At 66.4% G+C, this 20076-nt stretch carries 24 protein-coding genes and 1 tRNA gene; 22 read left to right on the top strand and 3 right to left on the bottom strand.

Annotated elements, in window-relative coordinates:
* The 12 genes from LWW96_RS17300 to tatC all read left to right on the top strand — a co-directional run.
* A partial coding sequence (locus LWW96_RS17300; RefSeq protein WP_291489102.1) for a 1-(5-phosphoribosyl)-5-[(5-phosphoribosylamino)methylideneamino] imidazole-4-carboxamide isomerase occupies positions 1-607 on the top strand: 607 nt, incomplete at its 5' end.
* On the top strand, positions 597-1493 hold the full coding sequence (locus LWW96_RS17305; RefSeq protein WP_291489103.1) for a D-hexose-6-phosphate mutarotase: 897 nt from the start codon (positions 597-599) through the stop codon (positions 1491-1493). The genes LWW96_RS17300 and LWW96_RS17305, both read left to right, overlap by 11 nt.
* A 47-nt stretch (positions 1494-1540) precedes the next feature.
* The gene (hisF, locus tag LWW96_RS17310) at positions 1541-2320 is read left to right on the top strand and encodes an imidazole glycerol phosphate synthase subunit HisF (protein ID WP_291489104.1); all 780 of its coding nucleotides are present in this window, start codon (positions 1541-1543) and stop codon (positions 2318-2320) included.
* The gene (locus LWW96_RS17315) at positions 2320-2889 is read left to right on the top strand and encodes a hypothetical protein (RefSeq protein ID WP_291489105.1); all 570 of its coding nucleotides are present in this window, start codon (positions 2320-2322) and stop codon (positions 2887-2889) included. The genes hisF and LWW96_RS17315 overlap by 1 nt, the downstream gene beginning before the upstream one ends.
* A 134-nt stretch (positions 2890-3023) precedes the next feature.
* Positions 3024-3422: a phosphoribosyl-AMP cyclohydrolase gene (hisI, locus tag LWW96_RS17320; protein WP_291489279.1), complete on the top strand. Its 399-nt coding sequence runs from the start codon at positions 3024-3026 to the stop codon at positions 3420-3422.
* Between the two features lie 4 nt (positions 3423-3426).
* Positions 3427-3801, top strand: coding sequence for a phosphoribosyl-ATP diphosphatase (locus LWW96_RS17325; protein ID WP_291489106.1), 375 nt, complete (start codon positions 3427-3429; stop codon positions 3799-3801).
* Positions 3798-4184 carry a hypothetical protein gene (locus LWW96_RS17330; protein ID WP_291489107.1) on the top strand — a complete coding sequence of 129 codons (387 nt, stop codon included), beginning with the start codon at positions 3798-3800 and terminating at the stop codon, positions 4182-4184. The genes LWW96_RS17325 and LWW96_RS17330 overlap by 4 nt, the downstream gene beginning before the upstream one ends.
* The gene (locus tag LWW96_RS17335) at positions 4177-5226 is read left to right on the top strand and encodes a patatin-like phospholipase family protein (protein WP_291489108.1); all 1050 of its coding nucleotides are present in this window, start codon (positions 4177-4179) and stop codon (positions 5224-5226) included. Before LWW96_RS17330 ends, LWW96_RS17335 begins: the two co-directional genes overlap by 8 nt.
* A 101-nt stretch (positions 5227-5327) precedes the next feature.
* Positions 5328-5684: a histidine triad nucleotide-binding protein gene (locus LWW96_RS17340; protein ID WP_291489109.1), complete on the top strand. Its 357-nt coding sequence runs from the start codon at positions 5328-5330 to the stop codon at positions 5682-5684.
* 91 nt (positions 5685-5775) lie between these two features.
* The gene (tatA, locus tag LWW96_RS17345; RefSeq protein ID WP_291489110.1) at positions 5776-6027 is read left to right on the top strand and encodes a Sec-independent protein translocase subunit TatA; all 252 of its coding nucleotides are present in this window, start codon (positions 5776-5778) and stop codon (positions 6025-6027) included.
* Between the two features lie 25 nt (positions 6028-6052).
* On the top strand, positions 6053-6514 hold the full coding sequence (tatB, locus tag LWW96_RS17350; protein WP_291489111.1) for a Sec-independent protein translocase protein TatB: 462 nt from the start codon (positions 6053-6055) through the stop codon (positions 6512-6514).
* Positions 6515-6582: 68 nt separating this feature from the next.
* Positions 6583-7377: a twin-arginine translocase subunit TatC gene (gene tatC, locus LWW96_RS17355; RefSeq protein ID WP_291489112.1), complete on the top strand. Its 795-nt coding sequence runs from the start codon at positions 6583-6585 to the stop codon at positions 7375-7377.
* A 207-nt stretch (positions 7378-7584) separates the two neighbouring features.
* Here tatC and LWW96_RS17360 read toward each other — a convergent pair whose 3' ends face one another.
* Positions 7585-8736, bottom strand: a complete 1152-nt coding sequence (locus LWW96_RS17360) for a trypsin-like peptidase domain-containing protein (protein WP_291489113.1) — start codon at positions 8734-8736, stop codon at positions 7585-7587.
* A gap of 117 nt (positions 8737-8853) precedes the next feature.
* Between LWW96_RS17360 and LWW96_RS17365 the strand changes: the two genes are divergently transcribed.
* Together LWW96_RS17365 and pdxA are read left to right on the top strand one after the other, a co-directional pair.
* Entirely contained in the window at positions 8854-9612 is a 759-nt protein-coding gene (locus LWW96_RS17365; RefSeq protein WP_291489114.1) for a Nif3-like dinuclear metal center hexameric protein, read from the top strand.
* An 89-nt stretch (positions 9613-9701) separates the two neighbouring features.
* Positions 9702-10736, top strand: coding sequence for a 4-hydroxythreonine-4-phosphate dehydrogenase PdxA (gene pdxA / locus LWW96_RS17370; protein ID WP_291489115.1), 1035 nt, complete (start codon positions 9702-9704; stop codon positions 10734-10736).
* 90 nt (positions 10737-10826) lie between these two features.
* Here pdxA and mscL read toward each other — a convergent pair whose 3' ends face one another.
* Positions 10827-11258: a large conductance mechanosensitive channel protein MscL gene (mscL, locus tag LWW96_RS17375; protein ID WP_291489116.1), complete on the bottom strand. Its 432-nt coding sequence runs from the start codon at positions 11256-11258 to the stop codon at positions 10827-10829.
* A 145-nt stretch (positions 11259-11403) separates the two neighbouring features.
* On the opposite strand from mscL, the gene petA reads away from it, so the two are divergent.
* The 6 genes from petA (at position 11404) to LWW96_RS17405 (ending at position 15647) form a co-directional block, all read left to right on the top strand.
* Positions 11404-12000 carry a ubiquinol-cytochrome c reductase iron-sulfur subunit gene (gene petA / locus LWW96_RS17380; RefSeq protein ID WP_291489117.1) on the top strand — a complete coding sequence of 199 codons (597 nt, stop codon included), beginning with the start codon at positions 11404-11406 and terminating at the stop codon, positions 11998-12000.
* 11 nt (positions 12001-12011) lie between these two features.
* On the top strand, positions 12012-13424 hold the full coding sequence (locus tag LWW96_RS17385) for a cytochrome bc complex cytochrome b subunit (protein ID WP_291489118.1): 1413 nt from the start codon (positions 12012-12014) through the stop codon (positions 13422-13424).
* Between the two features lie 18 nt (positions 13425-13442).
* Positions 13443-14201 carry a cytochrome c1 gene (locus tag LWW96_RS17390; RefSeq protein WP_291489119.1) on the top strand — a complete coding sequence of 253 codons (759 nt, stop codon included), beginning with the start codon at positions 13443-13445 and terminating at the stop codon, positions 14199-14201.
* Positions 14202-14322: 121 nt separating this feature from the next.
* A complete protein-coding gene (locus LWW96_RS17395) occupies positions 14323-14934 on the top strand; it encodes a glutathione S-transferase N-terminal domain-containing protein (protein WP_005794209.1) in 612 nt (203 codons plus the stop codon).
* A gap of 48 nt (positions 14935-14982) precedes the next feature.
* A complete protein-coding gene (locus LWW96_RS17400) occupies positions 14983-15522 on the top strand; it encodes a ClpXP protease specificity-enhancing factor (protein ID WP_291489120.1) in 540 nt (179 codons plus the stop codon).
* Between the two features lie 49 nt (positions 15523-15571).
* Positions 15572-15647, top strand: a tRNA-Thr gene (locus tag LWW96_RS17405).
* Between the two features lie 56 nt (positions 15648-15703).
* Here LWW96_RS17405 and LWW96_RS17410 read toward each other — a convergent pair.
* Positions 15704-16003: a hypothetical protein gene (locus LWW96_RS17410; protein WP_291489121.1), complete on the bottom strand. Its 300-nt coding sequence runs from the start codon at positions 16001-16003 to the stop codon at positions 15704-15706.
* Between the two features lie 32 nt (positions 16004-16035).
* Here LWW96_RS17410 and LWW96_RS17415 point away from each other — a divergent pair, with 32 nt between their 5' ends.
* Both LWW96_RS17415 and secA read left to right on the top strand, forming a co-directional pair.
* Complete coding sequence (locus tag LWW96_RS17415) at positions 16036-17031, top strand: M23 family metallopeptidase (protein ID WP_291489122.1); 996 nt, start codon at positions 16036-16038, stop codon at positions 17029-17031.
* A 134-nt stretch (positions 17032-17165) separates the two neighbouring features.
* Positions 17166-19931: a preprotein translocase subunit SecA gene (gene secA, locus LWW96_RS17420; RefSeq protein ID WP_291489123.1), complete on the top strand. Its 2766-nt coding sequence runs from the start codon at positions 17166-17168 to the stop codon at positions 19929-19931.
* The last annotated feature ends 145 nt before the right edge of the window (positions 19932-20076 follow it).

Here is a 20076-nt window from a genome sequence, read left to right on the forward strand (position 1 = left end):
GCACCTGGTGGACCTGAACGGTGCGTTTGCGGGCGTGCCCAAGAACTACAGCGCCATCAAGTCCATCCTGAAGGAAGTGGGCGACGACATTCCCGTGCAGCTGGGCGGCGGCATCCGCGACCTGGACACCATCGTGAAGTACATCGACGGCGGCCTGCGCTACGTCATCATCGGCACGGCGGCTGTCAAGAACCCCGGCTTCCTGAAGGACGCCTGCAGCGCCTTCGGCGGCCACATCATCGTGGGCCTGGACGCCAAGGACGGCAAGGTGGCCACCGACGGCTGGAGCAAGCTCACCGGCCACGAGGTGGTGGACCTGGCCAAGAAGTTCGAGGACTGGGGCGTCGAATCCATCATCTACACCGACATCGGCCGCGACGGCATGCTCTCGGGCATCAACATCGAGGCCACCGTCAAGCTCGCGCAGGCGCTCAGCATCCCCGTGATCGCCTCGGGCGGCCTGTCCAACATGGCCGACATCGAGAACCTGTGCGCGGTGGAGGACGAGGGCGTGGAAGGCGTGATCTGCGGCCGTGCCATCTACAGCGGCGACCTGGACTTTGCCGCGGCCCAGGCCCGCGCCGACGCGCTGGGCAATGCAGCCTGACACCGCAGCGGCCGCCGCCGGGCTGCCGCGGCCGGCCCTGCAAGGCACGCCGTCGTGCCTGCGGCTTGCCAACGCGCAGGGCGACAGCGCCCTGGTGGCGCTGCAGGGCGCGCAGGTGCTGTCCTGGGTGGCTGGCGGGCGCGAGCGCCTGTACCTGAGTCCCCGCGCCGTGCTGGACGGCCACACGGCCATCCGCGGCGGTATTCCCGTGTGCTGGCCCCAGTTCAACCAGCGCGGCCCGCTGCCCAAGCATGGCTTTGCGCGCAACCTCGCCTGGCAGCCCCTGCCGGAGCAGCCGGGCGACCGCCCGGAGGGCGCCGCGCTGCCCAGCACGGTGCGCCTGCAGCTGGCGGATGACGCCGCCACGCAGGCCCAGTGGCCGGCGTGTTTTGCCGCGCAGCTCACGGTGAGCCTGGCCCCTGGCAGCCTGCGCGTGGCGCTGCAGGTGCGCAACACCGGTGCGGCAGCGGCGAACGCCTGGGATTTCACCGGCGCACTGCACACCTACCTGCGTGTGGACGATGTCGAGCAGGTGCGGCTGGAGGGTCTGGACGGCTGTGACCGCTGGGACGCCCTCACCGACGCCCGCGCCCGGCAACAAGGCCCTGTCACGTTTTCTGGCGAGTACGACCGCGTCTTTGGCGCGCCGGCCGGGCCGCTGCACCTGCGCGAGGGCGCGCACGCCCTGGAGATCACCCAGAGCGCCAGCCTCGCCAACACCGTGGTCTGGAACCCGGGCGCCGCCCTGTGCGCCCGGTTGCCCGACATGCCGCCGGACGGCTACCGCACCATGCTCTGCGTGGAGGCGGCCCAGATCGACACGCCCATCACCCTGGCGCCCCAGGCCCAGTGGCAGGGCTGGCAAACGCTGCGCGTGCTGGCCTAGGCCCGCCCGGCCGTTTTCGCAATTCCCCGTATTTTTTGGAGCTTCGCATGCTGGCCAAACGCATCATCCCCTGCCTCGACGTGACCGGCGGCCGCGTGGTCAAGGGCGTCAACTTCGTGGAGCTGCGCGACGCTGGCGACCCGGTCGAGATTGCCGCGCGCTACAACGCGCAGGGCGCCGATGAACTGACCTTTCTGGACATCACGGCCACCAGCGACGGGCGCGACCTGATCCTGCACATCATCGAGGCCGTGGCCAGCCAGGTCTTCATTCCGCTGACGGTGGGCGGGGGCGTGCGCACTGTGGAAGACGTGCGCCGCCTGCTCAACGCCGGCGCAGACAAGACCAGCTTCAACTCGGCCGCCATCGCCAACCCCGACGTGATCAGCGCCGCATCGGCCCGCTACGGTGCGCAGTGCATCGTGGTGGCCATCGACGCCAAGCGGCGCCACGGCGACGAGGTGGCCGCGCGCGGCGAAGGCTGGGACGTGTACAGCCACGGCGGACGCAAGAACACCGGCCTGGACGCCGTGCAGTGGGCCACTGAGATGGCGCGCCGCGGCGCGGGCGAGATCCTGCTGACCAGCATGGACCGCGACGGCACCAAGGCCGGGTTCGACCTGGCGCTGACGCGCGCCGTGAGCGACGCCGTGAGCGTGCCGGTGATCGCCTCGGGCGGCGTGGGCAACCTCGACCACCTGGCCGACGGCATCCAGCAGGGCGGCGCCGACGCGGTGCTGGCCGCCAGCATCTTCCACTACGGCGAATACACCGTGGCCCAGGCCAAGCAGCGCATGGCCGAGCGCGGCATCCCGGTGCGCATGTGATGGCGCGACGCGCTGGCGTGCGCTGGGCCCTGGCCTGGGCCTGCGCCACGGGCATGCTGCCCGCTGCGGCGCAGGTGCCGCCGCCGTCCTATGCCAGCTTCTCGGACCGCCTGCCGTGCGTGCACCGCATCGGCCGGTGTTTCGACGCCGCCATCGGCGGGGTGCCGGTGGAGGTGATTGCCGACCCCGCCGAATTCGAGCAGCTGAAGGCGCAGCTGCGGACGCTGAACCCCAACGTGCGCGACGTGCACTGGATCGTGAGGCACCCCGTGGCGGGCACGCAGGCACTGGACGTGGAAACCCGCGCCAATGCCTTGGGCTTGCCCCACGTCGGCGATGAGAAGGAAGAGCCCGACGTGACCGTCTACGCCCTGGACGGGCAGGACCTGGACAGCGAACCCGAGCTGGTGGACAACCCCAGCGTGCGCATCAACGGCCAGCCCGTGGTGACGCGGCAGGAAACCCTGACGCAGGACTTCCTGCCCCCCGGCCGCTACGCCTTTGCCATCAAGTACCTGGGCCGCAAGAACTGGGACCGCAAGTGGGTGCTCGTGACCGTGGCGAAGTAGCCGCTGGCCGCACGGAATCGGCGCCAATTGCTCCTGTTTTCATAGCTGTTTGCGCTTGATGGACGGGCGCTGGAGGCCAAAATGGCTTCAAGTTGCTGGCCCGCTGCGGCGTCCGGTCACGCAAATCGCCGACAATTCCGGTCATGAACTGGCTCAACGAAGTGAAGTGGGATGCGCAGGGCCTGGTGCCCGTGATCGCGCAGGAGCAGGGCACGGGCGACGTGCTGATGTTTGCCTGGATGAACCGCGAGGCCCTGGCCAAGACGGCCGAACTGGGGCGCGCGGTGTACTTCAGCCGCTCGCGCAACAAGCTGTGGTTCAAGGGCGAGGAATCGGGCCATGTGCAAACGGTGCATGAGATCCGCCTGGACTGCGACAACGATGTCGTGCTGCTCAAGGTCACGCAGCTGGGCCACGAGCCTGGCATCGCCTGCCACACCGGCCGCCACAGCTGCTTCTTCAGCGTCCTGCGCGACGGCGCCTGGCAGCCCGTTGATCCGGTCTTGAAAGACCCTGAATCCATCTACAAATAAGACCATGCGCTCCAACGATTCCCTGGCCCGCCTTGCCGACGTGATTGAAAGCCGCAAGCCGGCCCGCGGCGGCGATCCCGAAAAGAGCTATGTCTCGCGCCTGCTGCACAAGGGGCCGGATGCGTTCCTGAAGAAGATCGGCGAAGAGGCCACCGAGGTCGTCATGGCGGCCAAGGACGTGGACCACGGCGCCGACAGGTCCAAGCTGGTCTATGAAGTGGCCGATCTGTGGTTCCACTCCATGGTGGCGCTGGCCCACTACGGCCTCACGCCCGCCGATGTGCTGGCCGAGCTGGAGCGCCGCGAGGGCACCAGCGGCATCGAGGAAAAAGCCTTGCGCAAGGCGGCTGCGCGTGCCACGGAGGAGGGCGGTTCATGAGCGATATCGTCGACGTGCAGACCAACGACCAGAAGGCCGAGGACCTCAAGGCCGTCGGCTGGGTCAGCTACATCCTGCACCTGATCGTGGCCGTGGGGGCCGTTATCCCGGGCGCGCAGCCGGGTGTGGTGCTGTTGATTATCGCGTTGGTGATCGATTTGGTTAAGCGCGACGACGCTGCCGGCACCTGGCAGGCCAACCACTTCTCGTGGCGTATTCGATCGGTGATTTGGGCGGGTGTGCTGTATTTGGTCACCGTACCGGGTTTCCTGTTGGGCCTGCTGTTTTTCAATCCCTTGTGGCTAGTGGTTTCCGTTTGGTTCCTCTACCGCATCGTGCGCGGCATGGTGGCCATGAACAAGAGCCAGGCGGTGGATGCCTGAAACCGCCGCCGTACAGCCGCCGCGCCTGAACCTGGCCCTGCAGGGTGGGGGCTCGCACGGGGCGCTGACCTGGGGCGTGCTGGACGCTCTGCTGGAAGACGGCCAATGGCACTTTGACGGCGTGAGCGGCACCAGCGCCGGCGCCATGAATGCCGTGGCGCTGGCCCACGGCTTTGCCGCGGCGGCCCGCGAGCACAAGGACCCGCACGAGGCGCACCTTGCGGGCTGCCAGCAGGCGCGCGAAACCCTCACCCGGCTCTGGGAGGGCGTAGGCACGCTGGGCAGCCTGGTGGGAGGCTCGCCACTTTTGGCCGCCAACCCCATGCTGGGCCTGGTGCGGCAGTGGCTGTCGCCCTACCAGACCAATCCGCTGGACATCAACCCGCTGCGCCGCCTGCTCGAGCGCGTGGTGGACTTCGATCTGCTGTGCACGGAGCGGCGCGCCATCAGCGCGGCGGGTGGCCCCAAGGTGTTTGTGTGCGCCACCAACGTGCGCACGGGGCGCGGCGAGATCTTCTCGGGCCCCCAGCTCAGCGCCGACGCCGTGATGGCGTCCGCCTGCCTGCCGATGCTGTTCAAGGCCGTGGAAATCGACGGCCAGCATTACTGGGACGGCGGCTACTCCGGCAACCCGGCCCTGCACCCGCTGATCTACCAGACCGAGACGTCGGACATCCTGCTGGTGCAGATCAATCCCATCGAGCACCTGGACCTGCCCAACTCCGGCCCCGAGATCATGGAGCGCATGAACGAGGTCACCTTCAACGCGAGCCTGCTGGCCGAGCTGCGGGCCATTGAATTCGTGCGCCGGCTGCTGGCCGAGGGCAAGCTGGACCCGCGCCGCTACAAGAGCGTGCGCATGCACCGCATCGACGGCGGCGCCGTGCTGGCCCCCTTCGGCGCCGACAGCAAGATGCGCGCGGACCTGGGCTTCGTGCGCAAGCTGTTTGCGCTGGGTCGCTCGGCCGGGCAGGCCTGGCTGCAGGCACACCGCAAGGACGTCGGGGTGCGTCCGTCGATCAAGATCGCGGACAATGCATAAGGCGCGATGAAAGCCCGCTGAGCCCGCCCATGGCGCACCGGCGCAGGCCTGCAGCGCCAGCGCCGGGCTGATTCCCTTTTCTTCTGATTGCTTCTTTCTCTATGCACGATCCGAACTGCCTTTTCTGCAAGATCATCGCGGGCCAGATTCCTTCGAAGAAGGTGTACGAAGACGAGGAGATTTTCGCCTTCCACGACATCCATCCCTGGGCGCCCGTGCATTTCCTGATGGTGCCCAAGCTGCATGTCCCTTCGATGGCCCAGGTCACTGCGGAGCATGCCGGCGTGCTGGGGCGCATGATGGCGCTGGCACCGCGTCTGGCGCTGGAGCAAGGGTGCAACCCGTACCCCGAAGGTGGCTTTCGCGTCGTGGTAAATACGGGGGCAGAAGGCGGCCAGGAAATCCACCACCTGCACATTCACGTGATGGGCGGCCCGCGTCCCTGGCTCAAAGGCTGACCCAAGCTGACGACCCGGCGGGCGGCTGGCTGGCGTGAACGCCTGCCATCCCTGCCGTCTAAAATGATTGCAATTCGTTAGGAGATATTCCATGGGCTCTTTTTCCATCTGGCACTGGCTGATCGTGCTGCTGATCGTCGTCATGGTGTTCGGCACCAAGAAGCTCAAGAACATGGGCTCCGACCTCGGAAGCGCCGTCAAGGGCTTCAAGGATGGCATGCGCGACGGCTCGTCGGACACGCCAGCCGCCGGCGGCACCGTGACGCCGCCCCCCGGCCAGGTTGCCAACAACCCGGCCAGCGACAAGACGACGATCGACGTCGAAGCCAAGCAAAAAAGCTGACGCTTGCATCGCCCCGGTGTGACGCATGATTGATATCGGCCTGTCCAAGATGGCGCTGATCGGCGCGGTGGCCCTGGTGGTCATCGGGCCGGAGAAGCTGCCCCGCGTTGCCCGCACGGTGGGAACGCTGCTGGGCAAGGCCCAGCGCTACGTGGCCGACGTGAAGGCGGAGGTCAACCGCTCGATGGAGCTCGACGAGCTCAAGAAGATGAAGGACTCGGTGGAGAGTGCCGCGCGCGACGTGCACAACACCATCCAGACCAGCGCCAGCGAGTTCGAGAAAGACTGGGCCGAAGCCACCGGCACCGCCAGCGCGGCGTTGCAGGAGCAGTCGGCCGTCGTGCCGGCGTACAAGCACCCCGGCAAGAACTGGCGCCTCAAGCGCGGAGCCGTCCCGCAGTGGTACAAGGCCCGCGCCGGCGTGCGCACCAAGGCCCAGTCCGGCGCAGCCCGCGTGGCGCGTTTCCGCCCCCGTAAGTTCCATTGATGCGCCAGCAGCCGTCTGGGACGCCCTCGCGCCAGCAGGGGCGGCCCAGGCGCACGCGATAACCCAACATGTCCGAAACCCCCTCCCCCGAAGACGAGCTCGCAGGCACCGAGCAGCCGTTCGTGCAGCACCTGATGGAGCTGCGCGACCGTCTGGTCAAGGCGCTGATTGCCATTGGCATCGCCGCAGCCATCCTGTTCTTCTTCCCCGGCCCTGGCGCGCTGTACGACTTTCTGGCGGCGCCCCTGGTGGCCCACTTGCCCAAGGGGGCGACACTGATCGCCACCTCGGTGATTTCGCCCTTCATGGTGCCGCTCAAGATCCTGCTGATGTCGGCGTTCCTGCTGGCGCTGCCGTTTGTGCTGTGGCAAGTGTGGGCCTTTGTCGCGCCCGGCCTGTATTCGCACGAAAAGAAGCTGGTGCTGCCGCTGGTGATCTCCAGCACCGTCCTGTTCTTCATCGGCGTGGCCTTCTGCTACTTCCTGGTGTTCGGCCAGGTGTTCGCGTTCATCCAGAGCTTTGCGCCCAAGAGCATCACGGCCGCGCCGGACATCGAGGCGTACCTGAGCTTCGTGCTGTCGATGTTCCTGGCGTTCGGCCTGGCGTTCGAGGTGCCCATTGCCGTGGTGGTGCTGGCCCGCATGGGGGTTGTCAGTGTCGAGAAGCTGCGGGAGTTCCGCGGCTATTTCATTGTGCTGGCCTTCGTCGTGTCGGCCATCGTCACGCCGCCGGACGTGGTGTCGCAGCTGTCCCTGGCCGTGCCCATGTGCCTGCTGTACGAGGTGGGCATCTGGGCCGCCCAGCTGTTCATCAAGCACACCAAGGCGCCGGAAGACGCCGAGGAATCCGCTTCGGCGTCCTGACCGATCAGCCAGGCCTGTCACCCTGCCTGTCGCCGGCGGCACCTTCGCCGGCGGGCAGCTCCGGCCGCACAGCAGCCATTCACCGCCCACGCTGGCGCGCCCTGCGCCCGCTGAATGCTCCGCCGGCCAGGCCGTGGCCGCCTGGGCAGCCCGACAGTTGGCGGCGAAGCGCTGGCTTCGGGAGCCCGCGCCGTTGCGGGCAGGCTCCTATTGCCTCACATTGCGCTGCGGACGGGGGCGCAGGCCCGGGTTGATGCTCAGCTCCACCATCTTGTCGCCGCGCTGCACGTTGAACGGCGCTGGCGTGCCGGGCTTGAGGCCCGCCACGGCGGTCAGCAGTTCCGACACATGGCCTACGTTCTTGCCGTCCACGCGCACGATCACGTCGCCGGGGCGCATGCCGGCCTGGGCGGCCGGGCCGTCCTGCAGCACGCCCGTGATGATCACGCCCTCGGTGGCCTTCACGCCAAAGGTCTCGGCCAGTTCCGGGGACAGTTCGTTGGGCTCCACGCCGATCCAGCCGCGCGTGACCTGCCCGTCCTTCACGATGCCGTCCAGCACCTGCCGGGCCGTGGAGACAGGGATGGCAAAGCCGATGCCCATGCTGCCGCCCGAGCGCGAATAGATGGCCGTGTTGATGCCCATGAGGTTGCCGTTCACGTCCACCAGCGCGCCGCCCGAGTTGCCGGGGTTGATGGCCGCGTCCGTCTGGATGAAGTTCTCAAAGGTGTTGATGCCCAACTGCGTGCGGCCCAGCGCGCTCACGATGCCGCTGGTGACCGTCTGGCCCACGCCGAAGGGGTTGCCGATGGCCAGCACCTGGTCGCCCACGGCCAGCGTGTCGGAGTTGCCCAGCACGATGACGGGCAGCTTGTCGAGCTCGATCTTGAGGATGGCCAGGTCGGTGTCCGGGTCGGTGCCAATCACCCGGGCGCGCGCGCGCCGGCTGTCGGTGAGCGTGACCTCGATCTCATCAGCGCCTTCCACGACGTGGTTGTTCGTGAGGATGTAGCCGTCGGGGCTCACGATCACGCCGCTGCCCAGGCCGGCCTGGGTCTGGCTGCTCTGGTCGCCAAAGAAGAACTGGAACCACGGGTCGTTGCTGCGCGGGTGGCGCACGGCCTTGCTGGTGTTGATGCTGACCACGGCGGGCGAGGCCGTGCGCGCGGCCGCGCTGAAGCTGCCCGCCGCCGGCTGCGCGCTGCCGGTGGAGGCTGGCGCTTCCAGCAGGGAAATGCCCGCGCTGGAGCGCGTGGCGGATCCGCGGCCCAGCCAGTCGGGCTGCAGAGTGGCAACAACAAAATAGGCGGCGACGAACACCGTCACGGCCTGCGAAAACAACAGCCAGATGCGTTTCATGGAAAGTTCTGCGCGTACAGAAGTGGTGGTTGGCGGGCGGCGGCCGGGCCGCGGCGCCCGCTGGACCAGCCCATTGTCCCTGAATGTGCGGGCGGCGGGGCGGGCGACAATACCCTCATGAGCATTTCACGCACCGAACTCCTGCAGGCATTCGATGGCCTGCTGCAACCCGAGCGCTTCAAGGACTATGGCCCCAACGGCCTGCAGGTGGAAGGCAAGGCCGAGGTCACCCGCATCGTCAGCGGGGTGACGGCCAGCCTTGCGCTGATCGACGCCGCCATTGCGGCGGGCGCCGACGCCGTCTTTGTGCACCACGGGCTGTTCTGGCGCGGGCAGGACGGCCGCGTGACGGGGTGGATGAAGCAGCGGCTGCAGCGGCTGCTGGGGCATGACATCAACCTGTTTGCCTACCACCTGCCGCTGGATGCGCACCCCCAGTGGGGCAACAATGCCCAACTGGGCCGGGTGCTGGGCTTTTCGGCAGACGCGCAGTTTGGCGAACAGGCGCTGGGCTGCATCGGGGCTGCGGCGTTTTCTGGCGTGCCCGCGCTGGCCGAGCATGTGTCGCAGCTTCTCGGGCGGCCGGCCACCTGGGTGGCGCCCGACGGGCCGGCACAGCGCCCCGTGCGCCGCGTGGCCTGGTGCACTGGGGGCGCCCAGGGGTACTTCGAATCGGCCATCGCGGCGGGGGCGGACGTGTTCATCACCGGCGAGATCTCGGAGCCGCAGGCGCACCTGGCCCGCGAGAGCGGGGTGGGCTTCATCGCTGCCGGCCACCATGCCACGGAACGCTACGGCGCGCCCGCCGTGGCTGCACAGGTGGCGGCGCAGTTCGGCCTGGAGCACCAGTTCATCGAGATCCCCAATCCCGCCTGAGCCGGGCAGGAATTTGCTACTAATTTAATAGCTTCTTGCGCTTGATGGACGGGTGCTAGAGGCCATTTTCTTTCAGAAAGCAGCACACCATGTACACCCAGGCGCTGGCCATTACCCAGGGCGATCCCGCCGGCATCGGCCCCGAAATCGTGGCCAAGGCGTTCCGCGATGTCCCGGCGCAGCTGCAGGGATGCTTCGTGGTGGGCGACGTCGCCACCCTGCGGCGCGCGGCGCAGGCCATTGCCCGGCCCGGCCAGCCGCAGGTGCCGGTGGCCCAGCTGGCGGCGCCTGCCGAGGCGCTGCAGGCGCCCCCGCGCTGCATTCCTGTGCTCCAGCTGCCGGGCATTCCGGGCCCGCAGCCCTGGGGGCGCATCAGCGCCGCGGCGGGCCGTGCGGCGGCGGACAGCGTCGTCTGGGCGGCCCGCGCAGCGCTGCGGGGCGAAGTGGCCGGGCTGGTCACCGCACCGCTGCACAAGGAAGCGTTGTCGGCGGCGGGCGTCGCGTTTCCCGGCCACACCGAGCTGCTGCAGGCCGAGGCCGCCGCCCACCAGGGCGTGCCGGTGGCCGCCATGCCGGTGCGCATGATGCTGGCCAGCGACGAGCTGCGCACCGTGCTGGTGAGCATCCATGTGGCGCTGCGCGACGCCATTGCCGCCGTCACCCTGGAGAACGTCTTGCAGACGCTGCGCATCACGCATGCGGCCTTGTCCCGCAGCCTGGGGCGCGCGCCACACATGGGGGTGGCGGGCCTCAACCCCCACGCGGGCGAGGGCGGCTTGTTCGGGCGGGAGGAGATCGACGCCATCGCGCCAGCCATCGCTGCAGCACGCGCCGAGGGGATGGACGCCCAGGGGCCGTTCGCGCCCGACACGGTGTTCATGCGCGCCCGGCACGCGCCTGGGCACCCGGGGGAGTTCGATGTGGTGGTGGCCATGTACCACGACCAGGGGCTGATCCCCGTGAAGTACCTGGGCGTGGACAAGGGGGTGAACGTGACGCTGGGCCTGCCCCTGGTGCGCACCAGCCCCGACCACGGAACCGCCTTCGACATTGCGGGCCAGGGCGTGGCGGACGCCGCCAGCCTGGTCGAAGCCGTGCGCATGGCCCGCGCCCTGGCCGCCTGATGGGCCGGCCCGCCTACCGTGGCATTGCCGCGCAGGGGCCGCGCAGCGCGACCAGTGCCCGGGCCGTGGCGAGCCGTGTGCCTGCCGCGACTATTTTTTCAAGCTATCCCTGATCTCGCGCAACAAAACGATGTCTTCGGGCGGGGCCGCAGGAGCCGCCGGTGCCTCTGCGGGAGCCTCGCGCTTGAGGCGGTTGATCTGCTTGACCATCATGAAAATGATGAACGCCAAGATCAGGAAGTTGACGGCCACGGTGAGAAAGTTGCCGTAGGCAAACACGGGGACCCCGGCCTTCTTGAGTGCGTCCAGCGTCATCGCCGTGCCGGGGGGCACCGTGCCCAACACCACGAAAAGGCTCGAAAAATCAAGCTTGCCGAACACCGTTGCCACGACCGGCATGATCAGGTCAGCCACCACCGAATCCACGATTTTGCCGAACGCCCCGCCGATGATCACGCCCACCGCAAGGTCGATGACGTTACCCTTGATGGCGAATTCCCTGAACTCCTGCATCATTCCCATGTAGTACTCCTGTGCCAAACGTTGATGGCCGAGTATTGCCTGGCCGAGGGGGCTGTCAAGGCTGTCCGTGGCTTTGAGATACCCATTTTCACTCCGCTACAATTCGCGGTTGACCCAACAACAGCGATGTTTACCGAGGATCCCCATGAGTGACACACCAGTCGACACCAGTAAAAGGACGTGGCTGATTGCGTCCGGATGTGCCGGTGCCGCAGGCGGAGTGGCCGTAGCCGTGCCCTTCGTCAGCAGCTTTCAGCCTTCGGAAAGAGCCAGAGCAGCTGGTGCCGCTGTGGAGGTGGATATCTCCACCCTGCAGCCCGGCGAGAAGCGGACCGTCGAGTGGCGCGGCAAGCCCGTGTGGATCCTCAAGCGCACGCCCGAGCAGCTCAAGTCCCTCGAAGAGACAGAGCCCCAGTTGGTCGACCCCAATTCGGACCGCAAGACGTACCCCACGCCCGAGTACGCCAAGAACCGCCACCGCTCCATCAAGCCCGAGGTCTTCGTGGGCGTGGGCATCTGCACCCATCTGGGTTGCTCGCCCGGCGACAAGTTCCAGACCGGCCCGCAGCCGTCCCTGCCCGACGACTGGCACGGCGGCTTCCTCTGCGCCTGCCATGGCTCCACGTTCGACCTGGCGGGTCGCGTCTTCAAGAACAAGCCCGCGCCGGACAACCTGGAAGTGCCGCCCCACATGTACCTGTCCGACACCGTGCTGCTGATCGGTGAAGACAAGAAGGCCTGAGGTGAATGGACATGGCTGAATTCAAGGAAATTTCCCCCAACGCCCCGATGGGCGCCAAGGTCACCAACTGGTTTGAAAACCGGTTCCCGACCGCGTTCGACGCCTACAAGGTGCACATGTCGGAGTACTACGCTCCGAAGAACTTCAACTTCTGGTACATCTTCGGTTCGCTGGCCCTGGTGGTGCTGGTGATCCAGATCGTGACCGGCATCTTCCTGGTCATGCACTACAAGCCCGACGCCAACCTCGCGTTCGCGTCGGTCGAGTACATCATGCGCGACGTGCCCTGGGGATGGCTGATCCGCTACATGCACTCCACCGGCGCCTCGGCGTTCTTCGTGGTGGTGTACCTGCACATGTTCCGCGGCCTCCTGTACGGCAGCTACCGCAAGCCGCGCGAACTGGTGTGGATCTTCGGTTGCGCCATCTTCCTGTGCCTGATGGCCGAAGCCTTCATGGGCTACCTGCTGCCCTGGGGCCAGATGTCGTACTGGGGCGCCCAGGTGATCGTGAACCTGTTCGCGGCCATTCCGTTCATCGGCCCCGATCTGGCCCTGCTGATCCGCGGCGACTTCGTGGTGGGCGACGCCACGCTCAACCGCTTCTTCAGCTTCCACGTGATCGCCGTGCCCCTGGTGCTGCTGGGCCTGGTGGTGGCCCACTTGCTGGCCCTGCACGACGTCGGCTCCAACAACCCCGACGGTGTGGAAATCAAGGGCCCCAAGGCTCCCAAGGATGCCAACGGCAAGCCGCTGGACGGCGTTCCTTTCCACCCCTACTACACGGTGCATGACATCTTTGCGCTGAGCATGTTCCTGGTGGCGTTCTCGGCCGTGGTGTTCTTCGCGCCTGAGTTCGGCGGCTACTTCCTGGAGTACAACAACTTCATCCCGGCCGACCCGCTGGTGACGCCGCTGCACATCGCGCCGGTCTGGTACTTCACGCCGTTCTATTCCATGCTGCGCGCCATCACGACCGAGATGGTGTACGTGCTGGTGGTGTGCGTGCTGGCGGCCGCTGCGTTTGGCGTGTTCAAGGCCAAGCTGCCCAGCTTTGCCAAGGCGGGCGTCGGCGTGGCCGCACTGGTCGCGGTGGCCCTGCTGCTGGCCATCGATGCCAAGTTCTGGGGTGTGGTCGCCATGGGCGGCGCCGTGATCATCCTGTTCTTCCTGCCCTGGCTGGACCAGAGCCCGGTCAAGTCGATCCGGTACCGCCCGAGCTGGCACAAGTACCTGTACGGCGTGTTCGTGGTCATCTTCCTGATCCTGGGCTACCTGGGCGTGCAGCCGCCTTCGCCAGTGGGCGAACGTGTTTCCCAGGTGGGCACGCTGTTCTATTTCGGCTTCTTCCTGTTGATGCCGTGGTGGAGCCGCATCGGCGAACCCAAGCCCGTGCCCGACCGCGTGACCTTCGTGGCGCACTGAGTCCAGGAGAGAACAACAATGAAGAAAATCATCCTCACGTTGGTGGCCGCCCTCGGGATGGCTGCGGGGTCCGCGTTTGCCGCCGGCGGCGGCATTCCCCTGGACAAGGCGCCGGTCAAGACCAACGATCTGGCATCGCTTCAAAACGGCGCCAAGATCTTCGTCAACTACTGCCTGAACTGCCACTCGGCCGCGTTCATGCGCTTCAACCGCCTGAAGGACATCGGCCTGACCGACCAGCAGATCAAGGACAACCTGCTGTTCACCACCGAGAAGGTGGGCGAGACGATGAAGTCGGCCATCGACCCCAAGCAGGCCAAGGCCTGGTTTGGCGCCAATCCGCCGGACCTGACGGTGATTGCCCGGTCGCGGGCGAGCGCCGCAGGTTCGGGTGCTGACTATCTGTACACTTACCTGCGCACGTACTACCGCGACGAGGCCAAGCCCACGGGCTGGAACAACCTCGTGTTCCCCAATGTGGGCATGCCCCACGTGCTGTGGGAACTGCAGGGCGAGCGCCGCCCCGTGTTCGAAGAGCATGAGAGCCACGGCCAGACCACCCATGTCCTCAAGGGCTGGGAACAGGTCAAGCCCGGCACGATGACGCCGCTGCAGTTTGACGAGACCGTCGGGGATCTGGTGAACTACATGCAGTGGATGGCCGAACCCGCGCAGAACACCCGCCGCCGCGTGGGCGTCTGGGTCCTGATTTTCCTGGGCCTGTTCACCGTGATCGCCTGGAGGCTCAACGCGGCCTTCTGGAAGGACGTGAAGTAATCCGCCGCACGGCGACGCGATCTGTCTCCGTCGAAAAAGCACCCTTCGGGGTGCTTGTGGTTTTTTGCAGAGTGGGCGCTTTTTAGCGTCCCACTCTTTTGATTTTTAGGAGCCTCCCACCATGATGGTGCTTTATTCGGGTACGACCTGTCCCTTCTCCCACCGCTGCCGTTTCGTGCTGTTCGAAAAAGGCATGGACTTTGAAATCCGCGATGTGGACCTGTACAACAAGCCCGAAGACATCAGCGTGATGAACCCGTACGGCCAGGTGCCCATCCTGGTCGAGCGCGACCTCATCCTGTACGAGTCGAACATCATCAACGAGTACATCGACGAGCGCTTCCCGCATCCCCAGCTGATGCCTGGCGACCCGGTGGACCGCGCCCGCGTGCGCCTGTTCCTGCTGAACTTTGAAAAGGAACTGTTCGTCCACGTGAACACCCTGGAGTCGCGTGCGACCAAGGGCAACGAGAAGGCGCTGGAGAAGGCGCGCGCCCACATCCGCGACCGTCTCACGCAGCTGGCCCCCGTGTTCCTCAAGAACAAGTACATGCTGGGCGACAATTTCTCGATGCTCGATGTGGCCATCGCTCCGCTGCTGTGGCGCCTGGACTACTACGGCATCGACCTGAGCAAGAACGCGGCGCCTCTGCTGAAGTACGCCGAGCGCATCTTCTCGCGCCCGGCTTACATCGAAGCGCTGACGCCGTCCGAAAAGGTCATGCGCAAGTAACTTGCGGCGTGCTCCAATCGCCCTCTCCGTCGTTGCCCCGCACTGCCCATGACCGTCCAGGAATCTACCTCCACGCGCCCGTACCTCATTCGTGCCCTGTATGAATGGTGCACGGACAATGGCCTGACACCGTATGTCGCCGTGCGCGTGGACGATTCCGTGCAGGTGCCGCGGGAGTACGTGAAGGACGGCGAAATCGTGCTGAACATCAGCTTCGATGCGACCAGCGCCCTGCAGCTGGGCAACGACTTCATCGAGTTCAAGGCGCGCTTCGGCGGCAAGCCCCGGGAGATCCTGGTGCCGGTGGGGCGGGTGATCGCCATCTATGCCCGTGAGAACGGGCAGGGCATGGCGTTCCCTCCGCCGGTGGATGTACTCGCGGGAACCGGCAGCAGCGGCGGGGATGCGCTTGCGCCCGGCGTCGCGGACCTGGCCGCGCAGCCTGCCGGCGCTGCGGCGCCGGAGGACCGCGTGGTGCAGCTGGTGTCCACAGAAGAAGGTACCAAGGACGCGGACGACGGTGGCGACGCGCCCCGGCCGCCACCCTCCGCAGGCGGCGCAAGGCCGTCTCTCAAGCGGGTCAAATAGCCGCAAACGGCCGATGGGCGCCGTTTTTACGCGATAGAATGCGCGCTTCGCCGGTTTAGCTCAGTTGGTAGAGCACCCGCCTTGTAAGCGGTAGGTCGTCAGTTCGATTCCGACAACCGGCACCATACCCCTTTGCGCTTCTGCATTGTTTCCCTGCGTCGCCTCGGCCTGGCGTTGAGCTTCAGGTTTGAACTTTCAGGCGAATCGCGTTAACCTCCCACCCCCGGCTGCGCAAGTGGGCCTGCAAGGCAGGTACCAGCTGGCGTACCTTGGCCGCGGCGGCATTGCTCTTGACCAGCAGGCACCAGGAATCCCCGTCAATCGGGCCTGCCTGAATCGCGGGGCGCAGTCCGACGGGAATCAGCTTTTCAATGGCCTTGAGCCGATCGCTCGAATCGCGCGTCAGCGCTGTGAGCCGTGCCAGCGTGGGAGATTCTTCGCTGGCCTGCTGCAGGGTGACGGCGTAGTGGCGGCGGGTCATGGTGTGCGTCTTCGCGGCGTGGAGAGTTTGCAGTGCATCTGATTATCACGGACGCCCGGTTGGCGCGCAGCCGGGCCATTCACTTGTCAGGCACCCGCTTGCTGCTGGCAGGGTTTGCGGTGTCGCTGTGCCTGATGCTGATTGCCGCGGCGCTCTATCACTGGGTGTTCCTCAAGGGCGCGCGCGAGGGGTGGCCCATTGTCGGCTCGCTGGTGCGTCTCGTGGTCAAGGACGAGTTTGCCGAGCGTGACCGCTTCATGCGCGCCAATCTGGACGCCATGGCGCGCCGTGTGGGCGAGATGCAGGCCCGCATGGTGCAGTTGGAGTCACTGGGAGAGCGGGTCATGGGCCTGGCGGGCGTGGCGCCGGCGGATCTGCCCAAGGCGGACGGCCGCGGCGGCGTGCTGGTCAGTGCGCGCAACCTGTCGATGGAGGAACTGCAGTCCACGCTGGATGAGCTGGAGCGGCTGACCAACCAGCGGGTGGACCTGATGACGGTGCTGGAGTCCCGCCTGTTCGACCAGCACATCCGCAAGAAGATGGTGCCCACGCACGCGCCGGTGACCGGCCGGGCGCCGGGCTCGGCATTTGGCTGGCGCGTGGACCCCATCACGGGCCAGTCGGCGCTGCACACGGGGCTGGATTTCCAGGCGGACACGGGCACCCCCATCCTCGCAGCCGCCGGTGGCGTGGTGGTGACGCAGGAGTACCACCCGGCCTACGGCAACATGATCGAGGTGGACCACGGCAACCAGCTGGTGACGCGCTACGCCCATGCGTCGCGCACGCTGGTGAAGCAGGGTGACATCGTCAAGCGCGGGCAGAAGATTGCCGAGGTGGGCACCACCGGGCGCTCCACCGGCCCGCATCTGCACTTCGAGGTGCTGGTGCAGGGCGTATTCCAGGACCCGCAGAAGTTCCTGAATGCAGGGGCGTCCGCACGGTCCAACGCCCCGGGCCCGCAGGTGGCGTCCATCCAGCCACGGGCCTCGCCGGACGCTTCCGCAGCGCCCACAGTGCGCAGGTAAAATCGCGGGTCCGGTGTTCGCGGCCGGGTTTGCAAGCTTGCATTCCCGGGTGGTGAACCCACCTGAACTCAATTCATCTTAGGGATTTCGGTCGCCTGGCGCGCTGATTGCAGCGGCCGGGCGGTCCTGTTCGCATGGCCACCAACTTCCTCACCAAACTATTCGGCAGCCGCAATGACCGGTTGCTCAAGCAGTACCGCAAGACGGTGTCCCGCATCAATGCGATGGAGCCCGACTACGAGAAACTGTCCGATGAACAACTGCGCGCCAAGACGCAAGAGTTCAAGGAGCGCGTGGCCAAGGGCGAGTCGCTGGATGACATCCTGCCCGAAGCCTTCGCGGTGGTGCGCGAAGGCTCCAAGCGCATCATGAAGATGCGGCACTTCGATGTGCAGCTGCTGGGCGGCATGGCCCTGCACTTCGGCAAAATTTCCGAAATGCGCACGGGGGAGGGCAAGACGCTGACCGCGACGCTCCCGGTGTATCTCAACGCCCTGTCGGACAAGGGCGTGCACGTGGTGACGGTCAACGACTACCTGGCCAACCGCGATGCCCAATGGATGGGCCGCCTGTACAACTTCCTGGGGCTCACCGTCGGGGTCAACCTGCCGCAGATGCCGCGCGAGCAGAAGCAGGAAGCCTACCGTGCCGACATCACCTACGGCACCAACAACGAGTACGGCTTCGACTACCTGCGCGACAACATGGTGTATGAGTCGCAGGACCGCGTGCAGCGCGGCTTGAACTTCGCGATCGTGGACGAGGTGGACTCCATCCTGATCGACGAGGCCCGCACGCCGCTGATCATCAGCGGCCAGGCCGAAGACCACACCGCGATGTACATCGCGATGAACAAGGTGGTGCCGCTGCTGGTGCGCCAGGAAGGTGAAGCCGACCCGCGCACCGGCGAGGGGGTGACCAAGCCGGGCGACTTCACGGTGGACGAGAAGACCCACCAGGTGTTCCTGACCGAGCAAGGCCATGAAAACGCCGAGCGCATCCTGGCGTCCCACGGCCTGATTGCTGAAGGGGCGTCGGTGTACGACCCGGCCAACATCACGCTGATGCACCACCTGTATGCGGCGCTGCGGGCCAACCACCTGTACCACCGCGACCAGCATTACGTGGTGCAGAACGGCGAGATCGTGATCGTGGACGAGTTCACCGGCCGCCTGATGTCGGGCCGCCGCTGGAGCGAAGGCCTGCACCAGGCCGTCGAGGCCAAGGAAGGCGTGAACATCCAGGCCGAGAACCAGACCCTGGCCTCGATCACCTTCCAGAACTATTTCCGCCTGTACAACAAGCTGGCCGGCATGACCGGCACGGCCGACACCGAGGCCTACGAGTTCCAGGAGATCTACGGCCTGGAAACCGTCGTCATTCCGCCCAATCGCCCGAGCAAGCGCGACGACCAGCTCGACCGCGTCTACAAGACCACGCGCGAGAAGTACGAGGCCGCGATCAAGGACATCCGCGAGTGCCACGAGCGCGGCCAGCCCGTGCTGGTGGGTACGACGTCGATCGAGAACTCCGAGATCATCGACCAGCTGCTCAACAAGGAAGGTTTGCCGCACCAGGTCCTCAACGCCAAGCAGCATGCGCGTGAAGCCGACATCGTGGCGCAGGCCGGCCGCGAAGGCATGATCACCATCGCCACCAACATGGCGGGCCGCGGCACCGACATCGTGCTGGGCGGCAACATCGAGAAGGATGTGGTGGCCATCGAGGCCGACGAGTCCCTCTCCGAATCCGAGCGCGCGGCCAAGGTGGCCGCGCTGCGCGAGCAGTGGAAGGCCGATCACGAGAAGGTCAAGGCCCTGGGCGGCCTGCGCATCATCGCCACCGAGCGCCACGAGTCCCGCCGCATCGACAACCAGCTGCGGGGCCGCTCGGGCCGCCAGGGCGACCCCGGCTCCTCGCGCTTCTACTTGAGCCTGGACGACTCCCTGATGCGCATTTTCGCGGGCGACCGCGTCAAGGCGATCATGGACCGCCTCAAGATGCCCGATGGTGAAGCCATCGAAGCCGGCATCGTGACCCGCAGCATCGAGTCGGCCCAGCGCAAGGTGGAAGCCCGCAACTTCGACATCCGCAAGCAGCTGCTGGAATACGACGATGTGGCCAACGACCAGCGCAAGGTGATCTACCAGCAGCGCAACGACATCCTGGACGCGGCCGACTTGTCCGACGTGATCGCGGCCATGCGCGAGGATTGCGCGACCGATCTGGTGCGCCAGTACGTGCCGGCTGAATCGGTGGAAGAGCAGTGGGACCTGCCGGGCCTGGAGAAGGCCCTGGCTGAGGAATGGCAGGTGGCCATCGACCTGCAGCAGCTCGTGCAGGGCTCCAGCGCCATCACCGACGACGAGATCCTGGAGAAGGTCGTGGCGGCCGCTCATGCCGCGTTTGGCGCCAAGGTGGAGCAGGTCGGCCGTGAGAACTTCACGCAGTTCGAGCGCATGGTGCTGCTGCAGAGCTTTGACTCGAACTGGCGCGACCACCTGTCTGCGCTGGACTATCTGCGCCAGGGCATCCACCTGCGCGGCTATGCGCAAAAGCAGCCCAAGCAGGAATACAAGCGCGAAGCCTTCGAGCTGTTCCGCCAGCTGATCGACCAGGTGAAGAACGAGGTCACCAAGATCCTGATGACGGTCCAGGTGCAGTCGCAAGAGCAGCTCGACCAGGCTGCGCAGGACATGGAAAGCCGTGGCGAAGCCATTGCCAACGTGACGTACACGGCGCCGACGGAGACCGGCGAAGTGGAGACCCTGGCCGGCGGCCCGGCAGAGGCTGCTGCGGCCTTGCCGCAGGAGTTCCAGGGCATGCGCATCGGGCGCAACGACCCCTGCCCCTGTGGCAGCGGCAAGAAGTACAAGCAGTGCCACGGCAAGCTGGCATGAGGATGGGCTGACGGACGGTCCCTGCCACACGGGCTTCGGCCCGTGTTTTCATTGGCGCGGCACGGTTTTCCGGATAATCGCGCAGTCTTCATGGAACGGGCGCGTGCCTGCGTGGCGACCGCCCGTCCGTTGTCTTCCCCCGGAT

Source organism: Acidovorax sp. (genome assembly GCF_021287135.1).
Taxonomy (GTDB): domain Bacteria; phylum Pseudomonadota; class Gammaproteobacteria; order Burkholderiales; family Burkholderiaceae_C; genus Acidovorax.

Coding starts and splice junctions, on each gene's coding strand:
- LWW96_RS17400 (WP_291489120.1), top strand. CDS start 14,983: ATGACCGTCCAGGAATCTACCTCCACGCGCCCGTACCTCATTCGTGCC.
- LWW96_RS17390 (WP_291489119.1), top strand. CDS start 13,443: ATGAAGAAAATCATCCTCACGTTGGTGGCCGCCCTCGGGATGGCTGCG.
- secA (WP_291489123.1), top strand. CDS start 17,166: ATGGCCACCAACTTCCTCACCAAACTATTCGGCAGCCGCAATGACCGG.
- LWW96_RS17360 (WP_291489113.1), bottom strand. CDS start 8,736: ATGAAACGCATCTGGCTGTTGTTTTCGCAGGCCGTGACGGTGTTCGTC.
- LWW96_RS17385 (WP_291489118.1), top strand. CDS start 12,012: ATGGCTGAATTCAAGGAAATTTCCCCCAACGCCCCGATGGGCGCCAAG.
- LWW96_RS17335 (WP_291489108.1), top strand. CDS start 4,177: ATGCCTGAAACCGCCGCCGTACAGCCGCCGCGCCTGAACCTGGCCCTG.
- LWW96_RS17340 (WP_291489109.1), top strand. CDS start 5,328: ATGCACGATCCGAACTGCCTTTTCTGCAAGATCATCGCGGGCCAGATT.
- tatA (WP_291489110.1), top strand. CDS start 5,776: ATGGGCTCTTTTTCCATCTGGCACTGGCTGATCGTGCTGCTGATCGTC.
- mscL (WP_291489116.1), bottom strand. CDS start 11,258: ATGGGAATGATGCAGGAGTTCAGGGAATTCGCCATCAAGGGTAACGTC.
- tatC (WP_291489112.1), top strand. CDS start 6,583: ATGTCCGAAACCCCCTCCCCCGAAGACGAGCTCGCAGGCACCGAGCAG.
- LWW96_RS17395 (WP_005794209.1), top strand. CDS start 14,323: ATGATGGTGCTTTATTCGGGTACGACCTGTCCCTTCTCCCACCGCTGC.
- pdxA (WP_291489115.1), top strand. CDS start 9,702: ATGTACACCCAGGCGCTGGCCATTACCCAGGGCGATCCCGCCGGCATC.
- hisF (WP_291489104.1), top strand. CDS start 1,541: ATGCTGGCCAAACGCATCATCCCCTGCCTCGACGTGACCGGCGGCCGC.
- petA (WP_291489117.1), top strand. CDS start 11,404: ATGAGTGACACACCAGTCGACACCAGTAAAAGGACGTGGCTGATTGCG.
- LWW96_RS17330 (WP_291489107.1), top strand. CDS start 3,798: ATGAGCGATATCGTCGACGTGCAGACCAACGACCAGAAGGCCGAGGAC.
- tatB (WP_291489111.1), top strand. CDS start 6,053: ATGATTGATATCGGCCTGTCCAAGATGGCGCTGATCGGCGCGGTGGCC.
- LWW96_RS17325 (WP_291489106.1), top strand. CDS start 3,427: ATGCGCTCCAACGATTCCCTGGCCCGCCTTGCCGACGTGATTGAAAGC.
- LWW96_RS17305 (WP_291489103.1), top strand. CDS start 597: ATGCAGCCTGACACCGCAGCGGCCGCCGCCGGGCTGCCGCGGCCGGCC.
- LWW96_RS17410 (WP_291489121.1), bottom strand. CDS start 16,003: ATGACCCGCCGCCACTACGCCGTCACCCTGCAGCAGGCCAGCGAAGAA.
- LWW96_RS17315 (WP_291489105.1), top strand. CDS start 2,320: ATGGCGCGACGCGCTGGCGTGCGCTGGGCCCTGGCCTGGGCCTGCGCC.
- LWW96_RS17365 (WP_291489114.1), top strand. CDS start 8,854: ATGAGCATTTCACGCACCGAACTCCTGCAGGCATTCGATGGCCTGCTG.